The sequence below is a fragment of the Streptosporangium sp. NPDC023963 genome (genome assembly GCF_040639135.1).
In the GTDB taxonomy this organism is placed as follows: Bacteria; Actinomycetota; Actinomycetes; order Streptosporangiales; family Streptosporangiaceae; genus Streptosporangium.
The window spans coordinates 42476-61304 of record NZ_JBEZZK010000001.1 but is presented as its reverse complement, the minus strand read 5'-3'; the positions used below and the strand labels follow the sequence as shown (position 1 = coordinate 61304).

17 protein-coding genes are annotated in these 18829 nt (G+C 70.7%); all 17 read left to right on the top strand.

The genetic code is table 11. The features are described from left to right. The first annotated feature begins 6 nt into the window (after positions 1-6). Positions 7-948, top strand: a complete 942-nt coding sequence (locus tag AB0F88_RS00275; protein ID WP_362675624.1) for a phosphatidylinositol mannoside acyltransferase — start codon at positions 7-9, stop codon at positions 946-948. Continuing rightward, positions 945-2177 (top strand): glycosyltransferase family 4 protein, encoded by a 1233-nt coding sequence (locus tag AB0F88_RS00270; protein ID WP_362675621.1) that lies wholly within the window; start codon positions 945-947, stop codon positions 2175-2177. Before AB0F88_RS00275 ends, AB0F88_RS00270 begins: the two co-directional genes overlap by 4 nt. Then, entirely contained in the window at positions 2174-2713 is a 540-nt protein-coding gene (locus AB0F88_RS00265; RefSeq protein WP_362675618.1) for a hypothetical protein, read from the top strand. Before AB0F88_RS00270 ends, AB0F88_RS00265 begins: the two co-directional genes overlap by 4 nt. A 130-nt stretch (positions 2714-2843) precedes the next feature. Then, positions 2844-3842, top strand: coding sequence for a DUF3048 domain-containing protein (locus AB0F88_RS00260; RefSeq protein WP_362675616.1), 999 nt, complete (start codon positions 2844-2846; stop codon positions 3840-3842). 152 nt (positions 3843-3994) lie between these two features. Next, the gene (pdxS, locus tag AB0F88_RS00255; RefSeq protein WP_362675613.1) at positions 3995-4909 is read left to right on the top strand and encodes a pyridoxal 5'-phosphate synthase lyase subunit PdxS; all 915 of its coding nucleotides are present in this window, start codon (positions 3995-3997) and stop codon (positions 4907-4909) included. Between the two features lie 163 nt (positions 4910-5072). After that, positions 5073-6764 (top strand): alkaline phosphatase D family protein, encoded by a 1692-nt coding sequence (locus AB0F88_RS00250; protein WP_362675610.1) that lies wholly within the window; start codon positions 5073-5075, stop codon positions 6762-6764. Between the two features lie 169 nt (positions 6765-6933). After that, a complete protein-coding gene (pdxT, locus tag AB0F88_RS00245) occupies positions 6934-7524 on the top strand; it encodes a pyridoxal 5'-phosphate synthase glutaminase subunit PdxT (protein ID WP_362675607.1) in 591 nt (196 codons plus the stop codon). Between the two features lie 3 nt (positions 7525-7527). Further along, positions 7528-8280: a YebC/PmpR family DNA-binding transcriptional regulator gene (locus AB0F88_RS00240; RefSeq protein WP_362675604.1), complete on the top strand. Its 753-nt coding sequence runs from the start codon at positions 7528-7530 to the stop codon at positions 8278-8280. Between the two features lie 73 nt (positions 8281-8353). Beyond that, positions 8354-9637 (top strand): cation:proton antiporter, encoded by a 1284-nt coding sequence (locus AB0F88_RS00235; RefSeq protein WP_362675601.1) that lies wholly within the window; start codon positions 8354-8356, stop codon positions 9635-9637. A gap of 127 nt (positions 9638-9764) precedes the next feature. Continuing rightward, entirely contained in the window at positions 9765-10349 is a 585-nt protein-coding gene (gene ruvC, locus AB0F88_RS00230) for a crossover junction endodeoxyribonuclease RuvC (RefSeq protein WP_362677873.1), read from the top strand. Next, on the top strand, positions 10346-10966 hold the full coding sequence (gene ruvA / locus AB0F88_RS00225) for a Holliday junction branch migration protein RuvA (RefSeq protein ID WP_362675598.1): 621 nt from the start codon (positions 10346-10348) through the stop codon (positions 10964-10966). The genes ruvC and ruvA overlap by 4 nt, the downstream gene beginning before the upstream one ends. Before the next feature lie 111 nt (positions 10967-11077). Continuing rightward, a complete protein-coding gene (gene ruvB, locus AB0F88_RS00220) occupies positions 11078-12136 on the top strand; it encodes a Holliday junction branch migration DNA helicase RuvB (protein ID WP_362675595.1) in 1059 nt (352 codons plus the stop codon). A gap of 225 nt (positions 12137-12361) precedes the next feature. After that, positions 12362-12727 (top strand): preprotein translocase subunit YajC, encoded by a 366-nt coding sequence (yajC, locus tag AB0F88_RS00215; RefSeq protein WP_362675592.1) that lies wholly within the window; start codon positions 12362-12364, stop codon positions 12725-12727. Positions 12728-12811: 84 nt separating this feature from the next. After that, the gene (secD, locus tag AB0F88_RS00210) at positions 12812-14572 is read left to right on the top strand and encodes a protein translocase subunit SecD (RefSeq protein WP_362675589.1); all 1761 of its coding nucleotides are present in this window, start codon (positions 12812-12814) and stop codon (positions 14570-14572) included. Further along, positions 14572-15630: a protein translocase subunit SecF gene (gene secF / locus AB0F88_RS00205; protein ID WP_362675586.1), complete on the top strand. Its 1059-nt coding sequence runs from the start codon at positions 14572-14574 to the stop codon at positions 15628-15630. Before secD ends, secF begins: the two co-directional genes overlap by 1 nt. A gap of 203 nt (positions 15631-15833) precedes the next feature. Beyond that, complete coding sequence (locus AB0F88_RS00200) at positions 15834-16352, top strand: adenine phosphoribosyltransferase (protein ID WP_362675583.1); 519 nt, start codon at positions 15834-15836, stop codon at positions 16350-16352. A 237-nt stretch (positions 16353-16589) separates the two neighbouring features. Further along, the gene (locus AB0F88_RS00195) at positions 16590-18785 is read left to right on the top strand and encodes a bifunctional (p)ppGpp synthetase/guanosine-3',5'-bis(diphosphate) 3'-pyrophosphohydrolase (protein WP_362675580.1); all 2196 of its coding nucleotides are present in this window, start codon (positions 16590-16592) and stop codon (positions 18783-18785) included. Positions 18786-18829 lie beyond the last annotated feature (44 nt).

The following is an 18829-nucleotide window of genomic DNA, read 5'->3' as shown; positions in this document are numbered from 1 at the left end:
AGATCGATGACCGACAAGCCCTCCCCCCAGGATCGTCTCGTCGCCGCGGCGTTCGGCGCCGGTTGGACGGTCGTGCCCCGCCTGCCCGAGAGGCTCACCGCCTGGGCCTTCCGCGCCGCCGCCGACCGGCTGTGGAGGCGCCGCGGGAAGTCGGTGCTCAGGCTGGAGGCCAACCTCGCCAGGGTGAAGGGCACCTCGCCCGGCGATCCGGCGATCAGGGCGCTCAGCCGCGACGGCATGCGCTCCTACTTCCGCTACTTCCACGAGGTGTTCCGGCTGCCCTCGATCCCCATCGAGGAGATCGTCTCCCGCATGCGGGTGGTCGGGGCCGAGTCCGTCTACGACAACCTCGCCAGGGGGCGTGGCGTCGTCATGGCCCTGCCGCACATGGGCAACTGGGACCAGGCGGGCGCCTGGTTCGCCGGTACGGGCCACCCGTTCACCACGGTCGCCGAGCGGCTCAAGCCCGAGTCGCTGTTCCACCGCTACACCGCCTTCCGCGAGGGGCTCGGCATGGAGGTGCTGCCGCTCACCGGCGGTGACGGCCACACCTTCGGCACCCTGGCGCAGCGCCTGCGCGCCGGCCTGCCGGTAGCGCTGCCCGCCGAGCGCGACCTGACCGCGAACGGGGTCGAGGTGCAGTTCTTCGGCGCGGCCACCCGGATGCCCGCCGGCCCGGGCCTGCTGGCCGTGCACACCGGGGCCGCCCTCATCCCGGCGATCCCCTACTTCGAGCCGGACGGCTGGGGGCTGCGGTTCCACGAGGAGATCCCGATCCCGGCCGAGGGCACCAGGAAGGAGAAGGTGGCCGTCGTCATGCAGAGCCTCGCCACCGTCTTCGAGAAGGGCATCGCCGAGCACCCCGAGGACTGGCACATGCTCCAGCGACTCTGGCTCGAGGACCTGGAGCCCCGGGAGGCCCGGAAGTCCCAGGAGTCCAGGTCATGAGGATCGGCATCGTCTGCCCCTACACGTGGGACGTGCCGGGCGGCGTCCAGGTGCACATCCAGGACCTGGCCGAGGCGCTCATGGCCGACGGCCACCACGTCTCGGTGATCTCCCCGGCCGCGGAGAACGCCGAGCTGCCCCCGTACGTGACCTCGGCGGGCCGCGCCGTCCCGGTGCCGTTCAACGGGTCGGTGGCCAGGATGTCGTTCGGGTTCCTGTCGGCGAACCGGGTGCGCCGCTGGGTGCGCGAGGGCCGCTTCGACGTGCTGCACGTGCACGAGCCGGCCATCCCCTCGCTCGGGCTGCTCGCCTGCTGGGTCGCCAGGGGGCCGATCGTGGCCACCTTCCACGCCTCGTACGGCAACTCCCGCTCCTTCTCGGTCGGGGTGCCGGTGATCATGAGCGCGCTGGAGAAGATCGGCGGCAGGATCGCCGTGTCCGACGCCGCCAGGAAGACCCTGGTCGAGTTCATGGGCGGCGACGCCGTGCTCATCCCCAACGGGGTGACGGTGAGCCGCTACACCGAGGGCGAGCCGCTGCCCGGCTGGGACGAGGGCGAGGTGATCGGCTTCCTCGGAAGGATGGACGAGCCGCGCAAGGGCCTGCCGGTGCTGCTGGAGGCGTTCGCCCTGCTGGCCGCCGAGCGGCCCGCGCTGCGCCTGCTCCTGGCCGGGCCCGGTGACGCCGACGAGGTGCTGGAGCGGGTGCCGCCCGCCTTCCACGACCGGATCGGCCTGCTCGGCATGGTCAGCGAGGAGGACAAGGTACGCGCCTACCACACGGTCGACGTCTTCTGCGCGCCCAACCTGGGCGGTGAGAGCTTCGGCATCGTGCTGACCGAGGCGATGTCGGCCGGCGCGGCGGTCCTGGCGAGCGACATCCCGGCCTTCCGCAAGGTGCTCGACGACGGCCGGGCGGGGGCCCTGTTCGAGACGGGCGACGCCAGGTCGCTCGCCCGCGAGGCCGCCGCGCTGCTCGACGATCCCGGGCGCCGGGCCAGGCTGTCGGAGGAGGCCCGCCTCGCCGTGCGCAAGTACGACTGGTCGACGGTCGCCCGCGACGTCCTGCGGGTCTACGAGACCGTGGCGAGCACGGCCGGGGTCGAGGAGGACTCCGCGGCGGACTCTGCGGCGGACTCCGCGACGAGCACGGTGCCGGACGCGGCGGGGGCCGTCGCCGGGACCGGGAGGGCCGGGGAGGGCACGGCCGTGAGGGGCGACACGCTGTGACGACCACGCTGATCCTGGTGGTGGGCGCGATCGTCGTGCTCCTCGCCGTCTACATCTCCTGGCGGGCCGGGCGGCTCGACCGGATGCACATCCGGCTGGAGCTGGCCCGGGAGTCCCTGGACGCCGCCCTGGTGCGGCGGACCGCCGTCAGCCTGGAGCTGGCGGCCTCCCGGCTGCTGGACCCGGCGACGAGCCTGGTGCTGGCCGCGGCCGCCCACGAGGCCCGTACCGCGGGTCCCGAGGAGCGCGAGCACGCCGAGAGCGACCTGTCGCGCGCCCTGCGCGCCGTCGTCGACCAGGAGCGCTTCCGCGACCGGCTGGCCGACACCCCGGCGGGGTCCGACCTGCTGGAGGAGCTGGACGCGGCGGTGGCCAAGGTCCTTTACTCCCGCCGGTTCTACAACAACGCGGTGGGCGTCACCCGGACGGCGCAGCGCCGCTGGCTGGCCCGCACGCTGCGGCTCGCCGGGCACACCGAGTATCCGGCCTTCTTCGAGATCGACGACGCGCCCCCGAAGGCCCTAGCCGCCGAATAAGGATGATTAAGGCGTACATGAACCGGAGTATCTGACAAGTCGGACACCGGTAAGCTCTTGGCGATTCATGACTGAGTGGCCGAGTGACCGAGTGGCCGACTTGAGGAGATGAGCCGTGCGGGTGTCCCGGATGATCGCCGTCACACTGGCGGGAGTCGCGGTCCTGGCGCCCGCCGCCGCCTGTTCCTCCGACGATCCGGCCCCGGGCAGCCCCGCGGGCGCGGCCGGCGAGCCCAGCGCGGCCCCGACGCCCACGCCCGAGCCGACGCACCCCTTCACCGGCCTGCCCGGCGCGGCCCGCAGGGCGGTGCTCGCGGTGAAGATCGAGAACACCTCGGCGGGCAAGCCGCAGCTCGGCCTGAAGAGCGCCGACGTCGTCTACGTCGAGCAGGTCGAGGCGGGCCTGACCCGCCTGATGGCGATCTTCTCCTCGAAGATCCCGGCCAAGGTCGGCCCGGTCCGCAGTGCCCGCATCTCCGACCTGCACATCGTCCCGCAGTTCGGCAGGCCCGCCTTCGCCTACTCGGGCGCGCAGACCAAGATGCTCCCCTTCATCGCCGAGGCGCCGCTCTTCGACGTCTCCGACAGCAGGCAGCCGGGCGCGTACTTCCGCCAGCCGGGACGCTTCGCCCCCTACAACCTGTTCGCCGACACCAAGCGGCTGCTGGCCGGGGCGCCCAAGGCGAGCAGGGCCAAGGACATCGGGTTCACCTTCGGCGACCCGCCCGAGGGCGGCGTGCCGCGCAAGATGTACAGCGTGAAGTACCCGGCGGCGCGCTTCACCTTCAGCTGGTCGGAGGCCGCGGGCAAGTGGCTGATCTGGCAGGACGGCAAGAAGGACATGGCGGCCGAGGGCGGCCAGCTCGGCGCGCCCACGATCGTCGTGCAGTACACCAAGACGGAGCGCTCGCAGTTCCACGACAAGAACCAGAGCTACACCCCGCTGGTGCACAGCACCGGCAAGGGCAGGGCGATCGTGCTCCGCGACGGCCAGGCGTTCAAGGCCCGCTGGTCGCGGCCCAAGGAGAAGGACGGCACCGTCTTCACCACGGAGGCGGGCGAGGCGATGAACTTCGCCCCGGGACAGGTCTGGGTCGTGCTCGCCTCGGCGAAACCCGTCATTCCCTGACGCGCGAGCCCTACATCCTGTCCAAGAAGATCCCCCGACAGCGACAAGGCGTCGTGTAAGGGGGCGGGCCGCCAGCGCCTACGATGGAAGCGTAGTGGCCGTCCTCCGCGGACGGCCCGTGATCCGCAGCCAGCCGTCGTGAGGTAGAGACCGTGTCCAGCAGCACGCCCGAAGTCAGCGAGCCCACCGTCACCGGAACCGCCCGGGTCAAGCGCGGCATGGCAGAGATGCTCAAGGGCGGCGTCATCATGGACGTCGTCAACGCCGAGCAGGCCAAGATCGCCGAGGACGCCGGCGCCGTCGCCGTCATGGCCCTCGAGCGGGTGCCCGCCGACATCCGCGCCCAGGGCGGCGTCTCCCGGATGAGCGACCCCGACATGATCGACGGCATCATCGCCGCCGTCTCGATCCCGGTCATGGCCAAGGCCCGCATCGGCCACTTCGTCGAGGCCCAGGTGCTCCAGTCGCTCGGCGTCGACTACATCGACGAGTCCGAGGTGCTCACCCCGGCCGACTACGCCAACCACATCGACAAGTGGCAGTTCACGGTGCCCTTCGTCTGCGGCGCGACCAACCTGGGCGAGGCGCTGCGCCGCCTCACCGAGGGCGCGGCGATGATCCGCTCCAAGGGCGAGGCCGGCACCGGCGACGTCTCCAACGCCACCACCCACATGCGCAAGATCAGGGGCGAGATCAAGCGCCTGGGCTCGCTGCCCGAGGACGAGCTCTACGTCGCGGCCAAGGAGCTCCAGGCGCCGTACGAGCTGGTCGCCGAGGTCGCCAGGACCGGCAAGCTGCCGGTCGTGCTGTTCACCGCCGGCGGCATCGCCACCCCGGCCGACGCGGCGATGATGATGCAGCTCGGCGCCGAGGGCGTGTTCGTCGGCTCGGGCATCTTCAAGTCCGGCAACCCCGCCGAGCGCGCCTCCGCGATCGTCAAGGCCACCACCTTCTACGATGACCCCGACGTCATCGCGAAGGTCTCCCGAGGTCTGGGTGAGGCCATGGTCGGCATCAACGTCGACGACATCCCGGCCCCGCACCGGCTCGCCGAGCGCGGCTGGTAGAGCGGGCGGGGCCGCCGAGGCCCCCTGGGAACTCCGGGAAACCGGAAGAAGGCGATCTCCGTCATGGAGATCGCCTTTTTCCTGACAGGAGGAGTTAACTCCTCGGTCATGGTGCCCCGCGAGGCTGACGGGCGTTCGAGCCCGATCACCCGGGAGGTTTCCCTTGTCGAAGTTCACCCGCCGGTCCTTTCTCGTCACCGGTATCGCGGCCGGCGCGGCGGCCGGCATCCCCGCCGCCGCCCACGCCGATCCCGGACCCGTCCAGGAGAGCGCCGACTCTCTGGCGGCCCTGGCCTCCCGCGGCCTGCGCTCGGACCCCTTCACGCTCGGCGTCGCCTGCGGGGACCCCGACTCCGGCGGCTTCGTGATCTGGACCCGCCTGGCGCCCCAGCCGCTCGCCGAGGACGGCCTGGGCGGCATGCCCTCCCGGCCCTTCGCCGTCGAGTGGCACGTCTACGGCGACGAGAGGGGCCGCCGCCCGCTGCGCCGGGGCGTGGCCACGGCCGCTCCGGAGTGGGGCCACAGCGTGCACGTCGAGCTGAACGGGCTGCCCTCCGACAGGGACTACTGGTACCGCTTCAAGGTCGGCCCGTACGTCTCGCCGATCGGCAGGGCCAGGACGGCCCCGCACGCCCTCTCCCACGGTTCGGCCCTGGCGATGGCCTTCGTCTCCTGCGCCCAGTACGAGCACGGCTACTTCACCGCCTACCGGCGCCTGGCGGAGGAGCGGCCCGACCTGATCCTGCACCTGGGCGACTACCAGTACGAGTACCGGCGCGACACCTACACCATCCCCGGCGGCAACATCCGCCACCACGAGGGGCCGGAGACCGAGAGCCTGGCGAACTACCGCCAGCGGCACGCCCAGTACAAGACCGACCCCGACCTGCAGGCCGCGCACGCAGCCGCCCCCTGGCTGGTCGTCTGGGACGACCACGAGCTGGACAACAACTGGGCCGACGAGGTGCCGGAGAAGCCCGAGGTGCCCCAGCCGAACTTCCTCGCCCGGCGAGAGGCGGCCTTCAGGGCGTACTACGAGAACATGCCGCTGCGGCGCGCCTCCATCCCCCGGGGCGTCGACATGCAGCTCTACCGGCGCGTCCGGTGGGGGAGGATGGCCACCTTCCACATGCTCGACACCCGCCAGTACCGCAGCGACCAGGGCTGCGGCGACGGCTACAAGGACTGCCCCGCCGCGGTCGACCCCGCCCGCTCGATCACCGGAGAGGCGCAGGAGCGCTGGCTGCTGGACGGCATGCGGCGCTCGGAGGCGCGCTGGGACGTCATCGGCCAGCAGGTCTTCTTCGCCCAGCGCGACAACAACGCCGGGCCCGCCAAGATCACCAGCCAGGACGCCTGGGACGGCTACGTCGCCTCGCGGCAGCGCATCACCCAGGGCTGGGTGGACGCCGAGGTGCGCAACCCGGTGGTGCTCACCGGCGACGTGCACGCCCACTGGGCGAGCGACCTCAAGCTCGACTACGACGACCCCACCACCCGCACGGTCGGCTCCGAGCTGGTCGCCTCGTCCATCACCACGGGCGGCGACGGCCTCGACTCCGACCCGGCGACCCACCCGTACCTGACGATCAACCCTCACCTGAAGTTCTACAACAACCAGCGCGGCTACGTGATGACCAGGATCGAGCGCGACCGGCTCACCGCCGACTTCAAGGTGCTGCCGCAGGTGACGCAGCCGGGTGCGGCGGCGCACACCAAGGCGACCTTCGTGATCGAGGACCGGGTCCCCGGCGTGCAGCGGACCTACCTTCGCCCGGTCGACCCCTCGGCGGCCAGGACCCCCGGGATCGACTGGATCCAGGAGACCGTGGACCTGGAGACCAAGCGTCCCTGAGTTCTCGGCGATCACCTGCCGTCCACCGGCACGGGCGCCCCGGCGGATCCTCGCAGGGGCGCCCGTGCCGCGTTCTGACGGGGTTTTCCCGGGGGCGAACCGGTTTGGGAACGCCCGGCCGGTGGCCATACGCTGAAGGGGCACTTCACCCGCACGGGAAGGACCATCGGTGACCATCGTCCCCACGATCGGCGTCTTCGCGCTGCAAGGAGACGTGCGCGAGCACGTGCGCTCCCTGGAGGCGGTGGGCGCCAGAGCGGTCACCGTACGGCGTCCCCATGAGCTGGAGGCGGTCGACGGCCTCGTCATCCCGGGCGGCGAGTCCACCACGATGTGGAAGCTCGCCGAGACCTTCGAGCTGCTCGAACCGCTCCGGATGCGGATCAAGGCGGGCATGCCCGCCTACGGCTCCTGCGCCGGAATGATCATGCTGGCCGACCGGATCGAGGGCGGGATCGAAGGTCAGCAGACGATCGGCGGCATCGACATGGTCGTCCGCCGCAACGCCTTCGGCCGCCAGGTCGACTCCTTCGAGGCCGACGTCGACTTCGCCGGCCGCGGCGGCATGCGGGCCGTCTTCATCCGCGCGCCCTGGGTGGAATCCGTGGGTTCGGGGGTCGAAGTGCTGGCGCTGGCCGAACCTGGGGATAGGATCGTCGCGGTCCGCCAAGGACCGCTGCTCGCCACGTCCTTCCACCCGGAACTTACCGGGGATGTCGGTGTGCATTCATATTTCGCTGAGATGGTGAGGGAGCTCTAGGCGATGTCCGGCCACTCCAAATGGGCGACGACGAAGCACAAGAAGGCCGCGCTCGACTCCAAGCGCGGCAAGCTGTTCGCCAAGCTCATCAAGAACATCGAGGTCGCGGCCCGGACCGGCGGACCCGATCCGGACGGCAACCCGACGCTGTACGACGCCATCACCAAGGCGCGCAAGAGCTCGGTCCCGATCGACAACATCGAGCGTGCCCGTAAGCGCGGCGGCGGCCTGGAGGCCGGCGGCGCCGACTGGCAGACCATCATGTACGAGGGGTACGCCCCCGGCGGCGTCGCGGTGCTGATCGAGTGCCTCACCGACAACCGCAACCGCGCCGCCTCCGAGGTCCGCGTCGCGCTGACCCGCAACGGCGGCTCGCTGGCCGACCCCGGCTCGGTGTCCTACATGTTCAACCGCAAGGGCGTCGTGCTCGTCCCCAAGGGTGAGCTGGCCGAGGACGACGTGCTGGTCGCGGTCCTCGACGCGGGCGCCGAGGAGGTCAACGACCTGGGCGACCAGTTCGAGGTCGTCTCCGAGGCCACCGACCTCGTCCCGGTCCGCAAGGCCCTGCAGGAGGCCGGCATCGACTACGACTCGGCCGAGTCCGGCTTCATGCCGACGATGAACGTCCCGCTCGACGAGGACGGCGCGCGCAAGGTCTTCAGGCTGATCGACGCCCTCGAGGACAGCGACGACGTGCAGAACGTCTGGGCCAACTTCGACGTCTCCGACGAGGTCATGGAGAAGCTCGACGCGTAGCTCGGGCTGCTCGGTGTGATCTCGTGTGGTCTGCGAGGTTTGTCCGCGTGGTCGAGGGCATATCACGCGGACAATGGGCAATCCTGACCTGATTTTTGCCGTGGCGGGCGTCGCCGCGCTGCTCGCGGCCACGCTGCCGCGGCTCCTCAACCGCCGCCCCTTCTCGCTCCCGCTGGCCTGCCTGCTGGGCGGTCTCCTCCTCTACGCCCTGCCGCTGGAGCTGCCCGATCCCGATCCGGTGGCCCACCGGGCGCTGGTCGAGCACGCCACCGAGATCTGCGTGCTGATCTCGCTCATGGGCGCCGGGCTGGCCATCAACCGGCCCTTCGGGCGGCGCGACTGGTCCTCGACCTGGCGCCTGCTGGGGTGGACGCTCCCGCTGACCGTCCTCGCCGTGGCCGCCGCCGCGTACGGCCTGCTCGGCTGGCCCCTGGCCGCGGCGCTGCTGCTGGGCGCGGTGCTCGCGCCGACCGACCCGGTGCTCGCCTCCGACGTGCAGGTCGGTGAGCCCGTCGACTCGGAGAAGGCCGACGACGAGGTCCGCTTCACCCTCACCTCCGAGGCGGGCCTCAACGACGGCCTGGCCTTCCCTCTGGTGTACGCGGCGATCACGCTGGCCGTTGCCGGGGGTGTCGGCTGGATCGCCGAGTGGACGCTGGTGGACCTGCTCTACCGGTGCGCCGCGGGCGTGGTGTGCGGCCTGCTGATCGGCAAGGGACTGGGGCGGCTGTTCTTCCGCGCCCAGAAGTCCGACCTGCGGCTGGCAGAGCACCGCGACGGCTTCGTGGCGCTGGCCGCGACGTTCCTGGCCTACGGCCTCACCGAGCTGCTGCACGGTTATGGCTTCATCGCGGTGTTCGTGACCGCCTGCACCATCAGGGCGGCCGAGCGCAGCCACGGCTACAACGGGGTGCTGCACGGCTTCATAGAGCAGATCGAGCGGCTGTTCACCGCCTGGCTGATCGTGCTGCTCGGTGGCTTCGTCGCGATGGGCGGCCTGTCCGCGCTCACCTGGCAGGGCGCCGCGGTCGGCCTCCTGCTGCTGCTGGTCATCCGGCCGCTGACCGGCTGGCTCGCCGAACTGGGCGGCAGGGCCGGGCCGCGCGAGCGCGTCGCGACGGCGTTCTTCGGCATCCGCGGCATCGGCTCGCTGTTCTATCTCGCCTACGCCCTCGGTCAGGCCGACTTCGGCGTGCCCGCCGAGGAACTCTGGGCCGTGGTCGCCTTCACCGTGCTGGCCTCCCTGGGGATCCACGGCATCTCGGCCTCGCCGGTGATGAACCGCCTGGACCGGCTGCGCGACAGGAAGAGCGACGAGGACGACGAGGACGCGGAACCCGCCGCCCAGCACCTGTGAGCCCGGGCCCGCCGGCGGCCCCCGCGGCGGGCCGGGGAAGAGCCGTGCGCGGGCCGCTCCCACGCGGTAGAGTCTGCCACCGAACAGGTGTTCGGCGAGCGGAGGCGTGTCGGTGCGGTTGCCCGAGTTGCGGGTGATGGGGGTCGATCCCGGGCTTACCCGATGCGGGCTCGGCGCCGTCGAGGGGCGCCCCGGCGCGCCGCTGAGCCTGGTCAAGGTCGGGGTCGTCCGCACCCCCGCCGACGACGAGATCGGCGCCCGGCTGGTGGCGATCGAGGCGGGCATCGAGCGGTGGCTCGACGAGGTCCGGCCCGACGCGGTGGCCGTGGAGCGGGTCTTCGCCCAGCACAACCTCAGGACCGTGATGGGCACCGCGCAGGCCTCCGCCGTGGCGATCCTGTGCGCGTCCCGCAGGGGCCTGCCGGTCGCGCTGCACACGCCGTCCGAGGTCAAGGCCGCCATCACCGGCAGCGGCACGGCCGACAAGCAGCAGGTCGGCACGATGGTGACCCGCCTGCTGCGGCTGGACGCCATGCCCAAGCCCGCCGACGCCGCCGACGCGCTCGCCCTCGCGATCTGCCACGTGTGGCGGGGCGGGGCCCAGAGCAGGCTGGCCGAGGCCGCCGCGAAGGCGGCGAGCGCCACCACCACCCCCGCCGCCTACTTCCGAGGCCGTGGCAGGGCCGGACACCCGAGAGGAACCGCGAAGTGATCGCCTCGGTGCGAGGGCAGGTGACCGCGATCGCCGCCGACGGTGCGGTCGTCGAGGTCGGCGGGGTGGGAGTCCTGGTGCACTGCACGCCGGGCACGCTGGCGACGCTCAGGGCGGGCGAGGAGGCCAGGCTCGCCACCTCGCTGGTGGTCCGCGAGGAGTCGCTCACCCTGTTCGGCTTCGTCACCGACGACGAGCGCGGCATCTTCGAGATGCTGCAGACGGCGAGCGGGGTCGGCCCCAAGGTCGCCCTGGCGATGCTGGCCGTGCACACCCCCAACGCGCTCCGGGTGGCGGTGGCCTCCGCCGACGTCAAGGCGCTGACCAGGGTCCCCGGGGTGGGTCCGAAGGGCGCCCAGCGGATCATCGTCGACCTCAAGAACAAGCTCGGCACGCCGGAGGAGGCCGTCAACGCGGCCCTCGACGGCCGCGTCGCCGCGCCCGCCTGGCGCGCCCAGGTCCACTCCGGGCTGGTCGGTCTGGGCTACTCGGGGCGGGACGCCGACGAGGCGGTCGCCGTCGTCGAGCCGCAGGCCGACGCCGAGCTGGCCGAGGGCCGCACCCCGCAGGTGGCGGCCCTGCTCAAGGCCGCGCTCCGCGCGCTGAGCGTGCGATGAGGGACGGGCGCGCCGTAGGGGACGTGTGCGGCGAGACGGTGGGCGGGGCCGCCGCGCGGTCCCCGGAGGGCTCCGGCGGTTCCGCCGCACGGCGAGAGGGGGAGGGGCGGCGTGGGTTCCGACCGTGATCTGGTGTCGCCGGACGCCGAGGGCGACGAGAGATACATCGAGGCGGCGCTGCGGCCCAAGCGGCTGGAGGAGTTCATCGGCCAGACGCGGGTGCGCGAGCAGCTGTCGCTGGTGCTGCAGAGCGCGCTGCGGCGCAACCGGCCGCCGGACCACGTGCTGATGAGCGGCGGACCAGGGCTGGGCAAGACGACTCTCTCCATGATCATCGCGACCGAGCTCTCCGTGCCCCTCCGGATCACCTCGGGGCCCGCGCTGGAGCGGGCCGGCGACCTCGCGGCGATCCTGTCGACCCTCTCCGAGGGCGAGGTCCTGTTCATCGACGAGATCCACCGGATGGCCAGGCCCGCCGAGGAGATGCTCTACCTCGCGATGGAGGACTTCCGCGTCGACATCGTGGTGGGCAAGGGGCCGGGGGCGACCGCGATCCCGCTGGAGATCGCCCCGTTCACCCTGGTCGGCGCCACCACCCGGGCCGGCATGCTTCCCGCGCCGCTGCGCGACCGCTTCGGTTTCGTCGCGCACATGGACTTCTACGCGGTCGCCGAGCTGGAGGAGGTGCTGCACCGCTCCTCCCGCCTGCTGGGCGTCACGCTCCCCGGCGACGCCGCCCGCGAGATCGCCGGCCGCTCCCGGGGCACCCCCCGCATCGCCAACCGGCTGCTGCGCCGGGTCCGCGACTTCGCCGAGGTGCGCGCCGAGGGCGTCGTCACCAGGGATGTCGCCTCCGCCGCGCTCAACCTCTACGAGGTCGACGCCGAGGGGCTCGACCGGCTCGACCGGGCGGTGCTCGGGGCGCTGCTGCGCAAGTTCGGCGGCGGGCCGGTGGGACTGTCGACGCTGGCGGTCGCGGTGGGGGAGGAGCCGGAGACGGTCGAAGTGGTCGCCGAGCCGTTCCTGGTGCGGCAGGGGCTGCTGGCCCGCACCCCCCGTGGCCGGGTGGCGACCGCCGCGGCCTGGACCCACATGGGGCTGGTGCCCCCGCCGGACGCCTTCGGGGCCTCGTTTCTCATCGATCTTGAGGATGACCCCGGGGCCGTCTAGCGTTGGGAGTCAGTAGGGAAGTCGTACAGGATTGATCACAGATCGATGACAACTGTATCGAAATGGGAACTTCCCTGCGCGCCAAAACGTGACTTCGTTGCCGCGCTCTTAACAGCTCGCCTAAACTCCGAGCCTTGGCTGGCTGTGTAGGCTGACGTGCTGAGCGGCGTGGCCGTATGTGACGTCCGGCTTCCGCCGGTCAATCTCAAGAGAGGGAGCGGCCCTGTGGGCGGCAACTATTCGAGCCTGATCATGATCGCTCTCATGGTCGTGGTGTTCTACTTCCTGCTCATCCGGCCGCAGCGCAAGCGGCAGCAGGAGCAGGCCAAGATGCAGAACAGTCTCACGCCGGGCACCGGTGTCATGACCACGACGGGTCTTTTCGCGACCGTGGTGGCCATCGACGCCGACGACGTGATCCTGGAGATCGCCCCCGGCGTGGAGACCCGCTGGGTCAAGGCGGCCATCGGCCGTGTCCTGGTTCCCGTTGACGACGCGGAGGAGGAGAATGTCAAGGCTGTCGACCACGGTGTCGTGGAGACGGCGGAACAGCAGGGTGCAGACCACGACACGACGAGCAAGAAGCCGTGAGTAGCCTCACCTCCAACCCCCTATAACCGAAAGAACTGACGACCAGTGGCCCGACCGACCAGCGGCCAGAGCAGACCGGGGCGCATGCTCCTGGTGCTTCTGGCGATCATTCTCGCCATGGGCGGGGCGATGCTCCTCAACAAGGCGTACACGCCGGAGTATGGCCTCGACCTCGCCGGCGGCACGACCGTGACGCTGCAGCCCGTCACGCCGAACGGGAGCGCTCCCTCGCAGGAGAGCCTCGACCTCGCCGTGAACATCATCCGCGAGCGGGTGAACGGCAGCGGCATCTCCGACGCCGAGGTCGCCAAATCCGGCGACAACATCGTCATCTCCGTTCCCGGAGCCGGCCAGGAGGAAGTCGTCAAGCTGGTCGGCACCACCGCGGAGCTGAGGTTCCGCCAAGTGCTGGCGATCGGGGCCGGGTCGCCTCCGCCCCCGGGTCAGCTCTCCACCCAGGCGCCGACGCCGACTCCCTCGCCCACCGCCTCCGGGCGCAAGGGCAACAACAAGGAGTCCAAGCCCGCCGAGTCGGGGACCCCGAAGCCCGGCGCGACCGCCGCGCCCGACACGGGGGCCTCCCCGGCCGGCCGCGCCCTGTCGTCGGCGCTGACCAACCCGAGCCCCGGCGCCACTCCCGCGCCCTCCGCCGAGCCGAGCGGTGACAAGCCCGCCAAGCCGGGCAAGAGCGCGGCCCCGGACGCCAGCGCCGCGCCGACGGCCCCGCCGACGGCGCCCGACGACCCCATGGCGGGCGTCGACCCCACCGGGATCGACCCCGCGGCGCTCAAGCGGTTCGAGACGCTCGACTGCGCCAAGGACGCGGGGGTGGGCGCCCAGGACGCGCCGGACAAGCAGTACGTCGGCTGCAGCCAGGACGGCAGCACCAAGTTCGTGCTGGACAAGGCGGCCGTGACCGGCACCTCGATCGACAGCGCGTCCTCCGGCGTCGAGCCGCAAACCGGTGAGTGGCTCGTCCAGCTCGCCTTCAAGGGCCAGGGCCCCGACCAGTGGTCGAAGGTCACCACCACGGCCTTCAACTCGCAGGCCCCCCGCAACCAGGTCGCCATGGTCCTCGACGGCGTGGTCATCTCCGCGCCCGTCATCCAGGAGCCCATCACCGGCGGCCGGGCGCAGATCTCCGGCAGCTTCACCCAGGTGACGGCCGACGAGCTGGCCAACCAGCTCAAGTACGGCGCGCTGCCGCTGAAGTTCGAGAAGAGCTCCATCGAGGAGGTCTCCTCCACGCTGGGCGCCGACCAGCTGCGCGGCGGCCTCATCGCGGGCGCGATCGGCCTCCTGCTGGTCGTCGTCTACTCGATGCTCTACTACCGGGGTCTGGGCATCGTGTCGGTGCTGAGCCTCCTGGTGGCCACGATCGTGACCTACCAGTCCGTCGTGCTGCTCGGCGCGTTCGCGGGCTTCCGCCTCTCGCTGCCGCACATCATCGGACTGATCGTCTCGATCGGTATCACCGCGGACTCGTTCATCGTCTACTTCGAACGCATCCGTGACGAGATGAAGGAGGGTCGGCGCTCGCTGCGCACGGCCATCGAGGTCGCCTGGGTCCGCGCCCGGCGGACGATCCTCATCGCCGACGCCGTCATGTTCATCGCCGCCGTGGTCCTCTACTTCCTGGCGGTCGGCGGCGTGGCCGGATTCGCCTTCGCCATGGGCCTGACCACGCTCATCGACATCGCGGTGGTGTTCATGTTCACCAAGCCGTTCGTCGCGATGCTGGCCAAGCTGAAGTTCTTCGCCAAGGGGCACAAGCTCTCCGGGCTCGACGCCGAGCGCATGAGCGAGGCCCCCGTCACGCCCAAGACCGTTCCGCAGGAGGCCTGATGTCCGGCATCGCGCGCCGGCTGTACCGGGGCGAGGTCGACGTCGACTTCGTCGGCCGCAAGAAGCTCTGGTACTCCCTTTCCGCAGTCCTGCTGGTGATCTCCATCGCCGGTCTGGTCTTCAACGGGCTCAACCTGGGTGTGGAGTTCAAGGGCGGGTCCGTCTTCTCCTTCAAGGCCCCGGCCGCCAACATCGAGCAGGTGCGCGCCACGTTCAGCGACGCCGGTGCGCACCAGGTCATCGCGCAGACGACCCAGAACGGCTGGCGGGTCACCACGGAGAGCCTCCCGGCCGACCAGGTCACCGCGGTCCAGAAGGCGGTGGCCACCGAGTTCAAGATGCCGGCCGACCAGGTCAACCTCCAGGTCATCGGTGCCTCGTGGGGCGGCCAGGTGGCCAACAAGGCCATCATCGGACTGATCGTCTTCATGCTGGCGATCATCCTGTACCTGACGATGGCCTTCGAGTGGAAGATGGCGCTGGCCGCCGTCGTGGCGCTGCTGCACGACCTGGTGATCACCGCCGGCGTCTACGCCTGGTCCGGCTTCGAGGTCACCCCGGCGACCCTGCTGGGCTTCCTCACGATCCTCGGATACTCGCTGTACGACGCCGTCGTCGTCTTCGACATGATCAAGGAGGTCACCGCCAAGCTCGGCACGACCTCCAAGCTCACCTACACCGAGGCCGCCAACAACGCGCTGAACCACACGCTGATCCGGTCGCTGAACACCACCCTGGTGGCGATCCTGCCGGTCGCGGCGATCCTCTTCATCGGCACCACGCTGTTCGGCGCGGGAACGCTGAAGGACCTGTCGCTCTCCCTGTTCGTCGGCATGATCGTCGGCACCTACTCCTCGCTGTGCGTCGCGACGCCGCTGCTGGTCACGCTGAAGGAGCGCGAACCGCGCTACCAGGCGATCGCCCGCAGGCTCGCCGCCCACGGGGGAGGCTCCGGCATCAAGACGGTGCGTCAGCCGGTCACCGCGGGAGCCTCCAACGGCGCCGCCACGATCACCGGCGAGACCACCTCCGTCGGCGACAAGCGGAAGAAGAAGTAAGTACGAGCACGTCCGCGCCTCCGCTCCCCGCACAGGGAGCGGAGGCGTTTTCCTTACTTTTCTCCCGCTTCCCGGCTTTTCTCCCTACGCCCTTTCGCCTCCGCCACCACTGCCACCGAGCCCCTCCAGCACTCTCCGACCCCCCAGCTCTCCAGGCACCCCCGGGTGTCCTTCGTCCCGATACCTCCACAGGAGCGCCGACCATGACCGAGCTGAGCAGACTGATCCTCGACCGCATCCGCGACGTGGCCGACTACCCGCAGCCCGGAGTGCTGTTCAAGGACATCACCCCCCTGCTCGCCGACCCGGTGGCCTTCACCGCGGTGACCGAGGAGCTGGCCGGGCTGTACGAGGTGGACAAGATCGTCGGAATCGAGGCGCGGGGGTTCATCCTGGCCGCCCCGGTGGCCATCCGGGCGGGCGCGGGCTTCGTCCCGGTGCGGAAGAAAGGCAAACTGCCCTCTGAGACGCTTGAGGCGTCCTACGATCTGGAGTACGGCTCCGCCACCATCGAGGTTCACCGGGACGCCTTCACCCCCGGGGAGCGCGTCCTCATCGTCGATGACGTGCTCGCCACCGGAGGTACGGCGCGCGCGGCGGTGGAGCTGGTCCGCAGGGCGGGCGCCGACGTCGTCGCGATCGCCGTGCTCATGGAGCTGGCCTTCCTCAAGGGCCGCGAGCGCCTGACAGACGTGGAGCTGCACCCCCTCGTCGTCGTCTGATCGACCCCGCGGACAAATGCACACAACCCTGTCTGGATACACTGAGGGATCTGGACTCGAACGTAAGGAGTCTGAGTGCCCCGTGATGTGGTCGTCCCCGACGCGACCGCCGGCGGTGGCGGTCCCGAGACGGCCGTCCCAGCAGGCGATGCCGGTTCCGCCATGTCCGGAGCCGCCGAGGAGAAGCCGGCGGTAAGGCGAAGGCTCGCACGTTTTGGGGGGCAATGGGGTGGCGGCATGAATCCGGTCCTGGAGCCGCTGTTCCGGACGGTCCGCGCGACCCACCCGAAGGCGGACCTGCGGCTCATCGAGCGCTCCTACGACGTGGCCGCCTACCACCACCGCGACCAGAAGCGTAAGAGCGGCGACCCGTACATCACCCACCCGCTGGCGGTGGCCACGATCCTGGCCGAGCTCGGCACCGACGACGAGACGCTGTGCGCGGCGCTGCTGCACGACACGGTCGAGGACACCGCCTACGGTCTCGACGAGCTGCGCTCGGACTTCGGCGACAACATCGCGCTGCTGGTCGACGGCGTCACCAAGCTCGACAAGGTCAAGTTCGGCGCCGCGGCCGAGGCCGAGACCGTGCGCAAGATGGTCGTGGCGATGTCCCGCGACATCCGGGTGCTGGTGATCAAGCTCGCCGACCGGCTGCACAACATGCGCACCATGCGCTACCTGCCCGAGCACAAGCGGCACCAGAAGTCGCGGGAGACGCTGGAGATCTTCGCGCCGCTCGCCCACCGGCTGGGCATGAACACCATCAAGTGGGAGCTGGAGGACCTCGCGTTCGCCATGCTCTATCCCAAGCGGTACGACGAGATCGCCCGGATGGTGTCGGAGCGGGCCCCGCGCAGGGACCTGTTCCTGCAGGAGGTCATCGAGAAGGTCTCCGGAGACCTGCGTGACGCCAAGATCCGCGCGGCCGTCAAGGGCCGCCCCAAGCACTACTACTCCGTCTACCAGAAGATGATCGCCAGGGATGTCGCCTTCGACGACATCTACGACCTGGTCGGCATCCGGGTGCTGGTCGACTCGGTCCGCGACTGCTACGCGGCGCTCGGCACGATCCACGCGCGATGGAACCCGGTCCCCGGCCGGTTCAAGGACTACATCGCGATGCCCAAGTTCAACATGTACCAGTCGCTGCACACCACGGTCATCGGCCCCGAGGGCAAGCCGGTGGAGCTGCAGATCCGCACCCACGGCATGCACCACAGGGCCGAGTACGGCGTGGCGGCGCACTGGAAGTACAAGGAGGACATGACCGTCTCCGGTCCTCCCGGGACGAAGCTGAAGCCCGCCAGCGACATGGCGTGGCTGCGCCAGCTCCTCGACTGGCAGAAGGAGACCGCCGACCCGGGCGAGTTCCTCGAGTCGCTCAGGTTCGACCTGTCGGTCTCGGAGGTCTATGTCTTCACCCCCAGGGGACAGGTCATCGCCCTGCCGGAGAACGCGACGCCCGTCGACTTCGCCTACGCCGTGCACACCGAGGTGGGCCACCGCTGCATCGGGGCCAGGGTCAACGGCCGCCTGGTGCCCCTGGAGTCGCGCCTGGGCAACGGCGACACGGTGGAGATCTTCACCTCCAAGTCGCCCGACGCGGGCCCCTCGCGCGACTGGCTGAAGTTCGTCAAGTCCGGCCGGGCCCGTAACAAGATCCGGCAGTGGTTCTCCAAGGAGCGCCGCGAGACCGCGATCGAGGCGGGCAAGGAGGCGATCGGCCGCGCCATGCGCAAGCAGGGCCTGCCGCTGCAGCGCCTGATGTCCGGAGAGTCCCTCCTGGCCCTCGCCAGGGACCTGCGCTACCCGGACGTCTCCGCGCTCTACGCGGCCGTCGGTGAGGGCCACGTGGCCGCGCAGACGGTCGTGCAGAAGCTCGTGACGTCCATCGGGGGAGTCGAGGGCGCCGAGGACGACATCGCCGAGACCTCCGTACCGACCAAGCTGCGCGGGCGGCCCCGCGGCAGCGGCGGCGCGGGAGTGGTCGTCGCGGGCGACTCCGACGTCTGGGTACGCCTGTCGCGATGTTGCACCCCCGTACCCGGCGACGAGATCGTGGGCTTCGTCACCCGCGGGCACGGCGTGTCGGTGCACCGCACCAACTGCCCCAACATGGACCAGCTCCAGTCCGAGCCCGACCGCCTGGTCGAGGTCGCCTGGTCCGCCGCCGACGACTCGGTGTTCCTGGTCGCGCTTCAGGTCGAGGCGCTCGACCGGCCCCGGCTGCTCTCCGACGTGACCCGCACCCTCTCCGACCAGCACGTCAACATCCTGTCGGCGTCGGTGACGACGTCCAGGGACAGGGTGGCGATCAGCAAGTTCACCTTCGAGATGGGCGATCCCAAGCACCTGGGCCACGTCCTGAAGGCCGTCCGCAACATCCAGGGCGTCTACGACGTCTACCGGGTCAGCGGCGCCGGTTCCTGAGGGGCCGGTTCTTGAGGGGCCTGAGGGGCTCCCGCCCGCTCCGT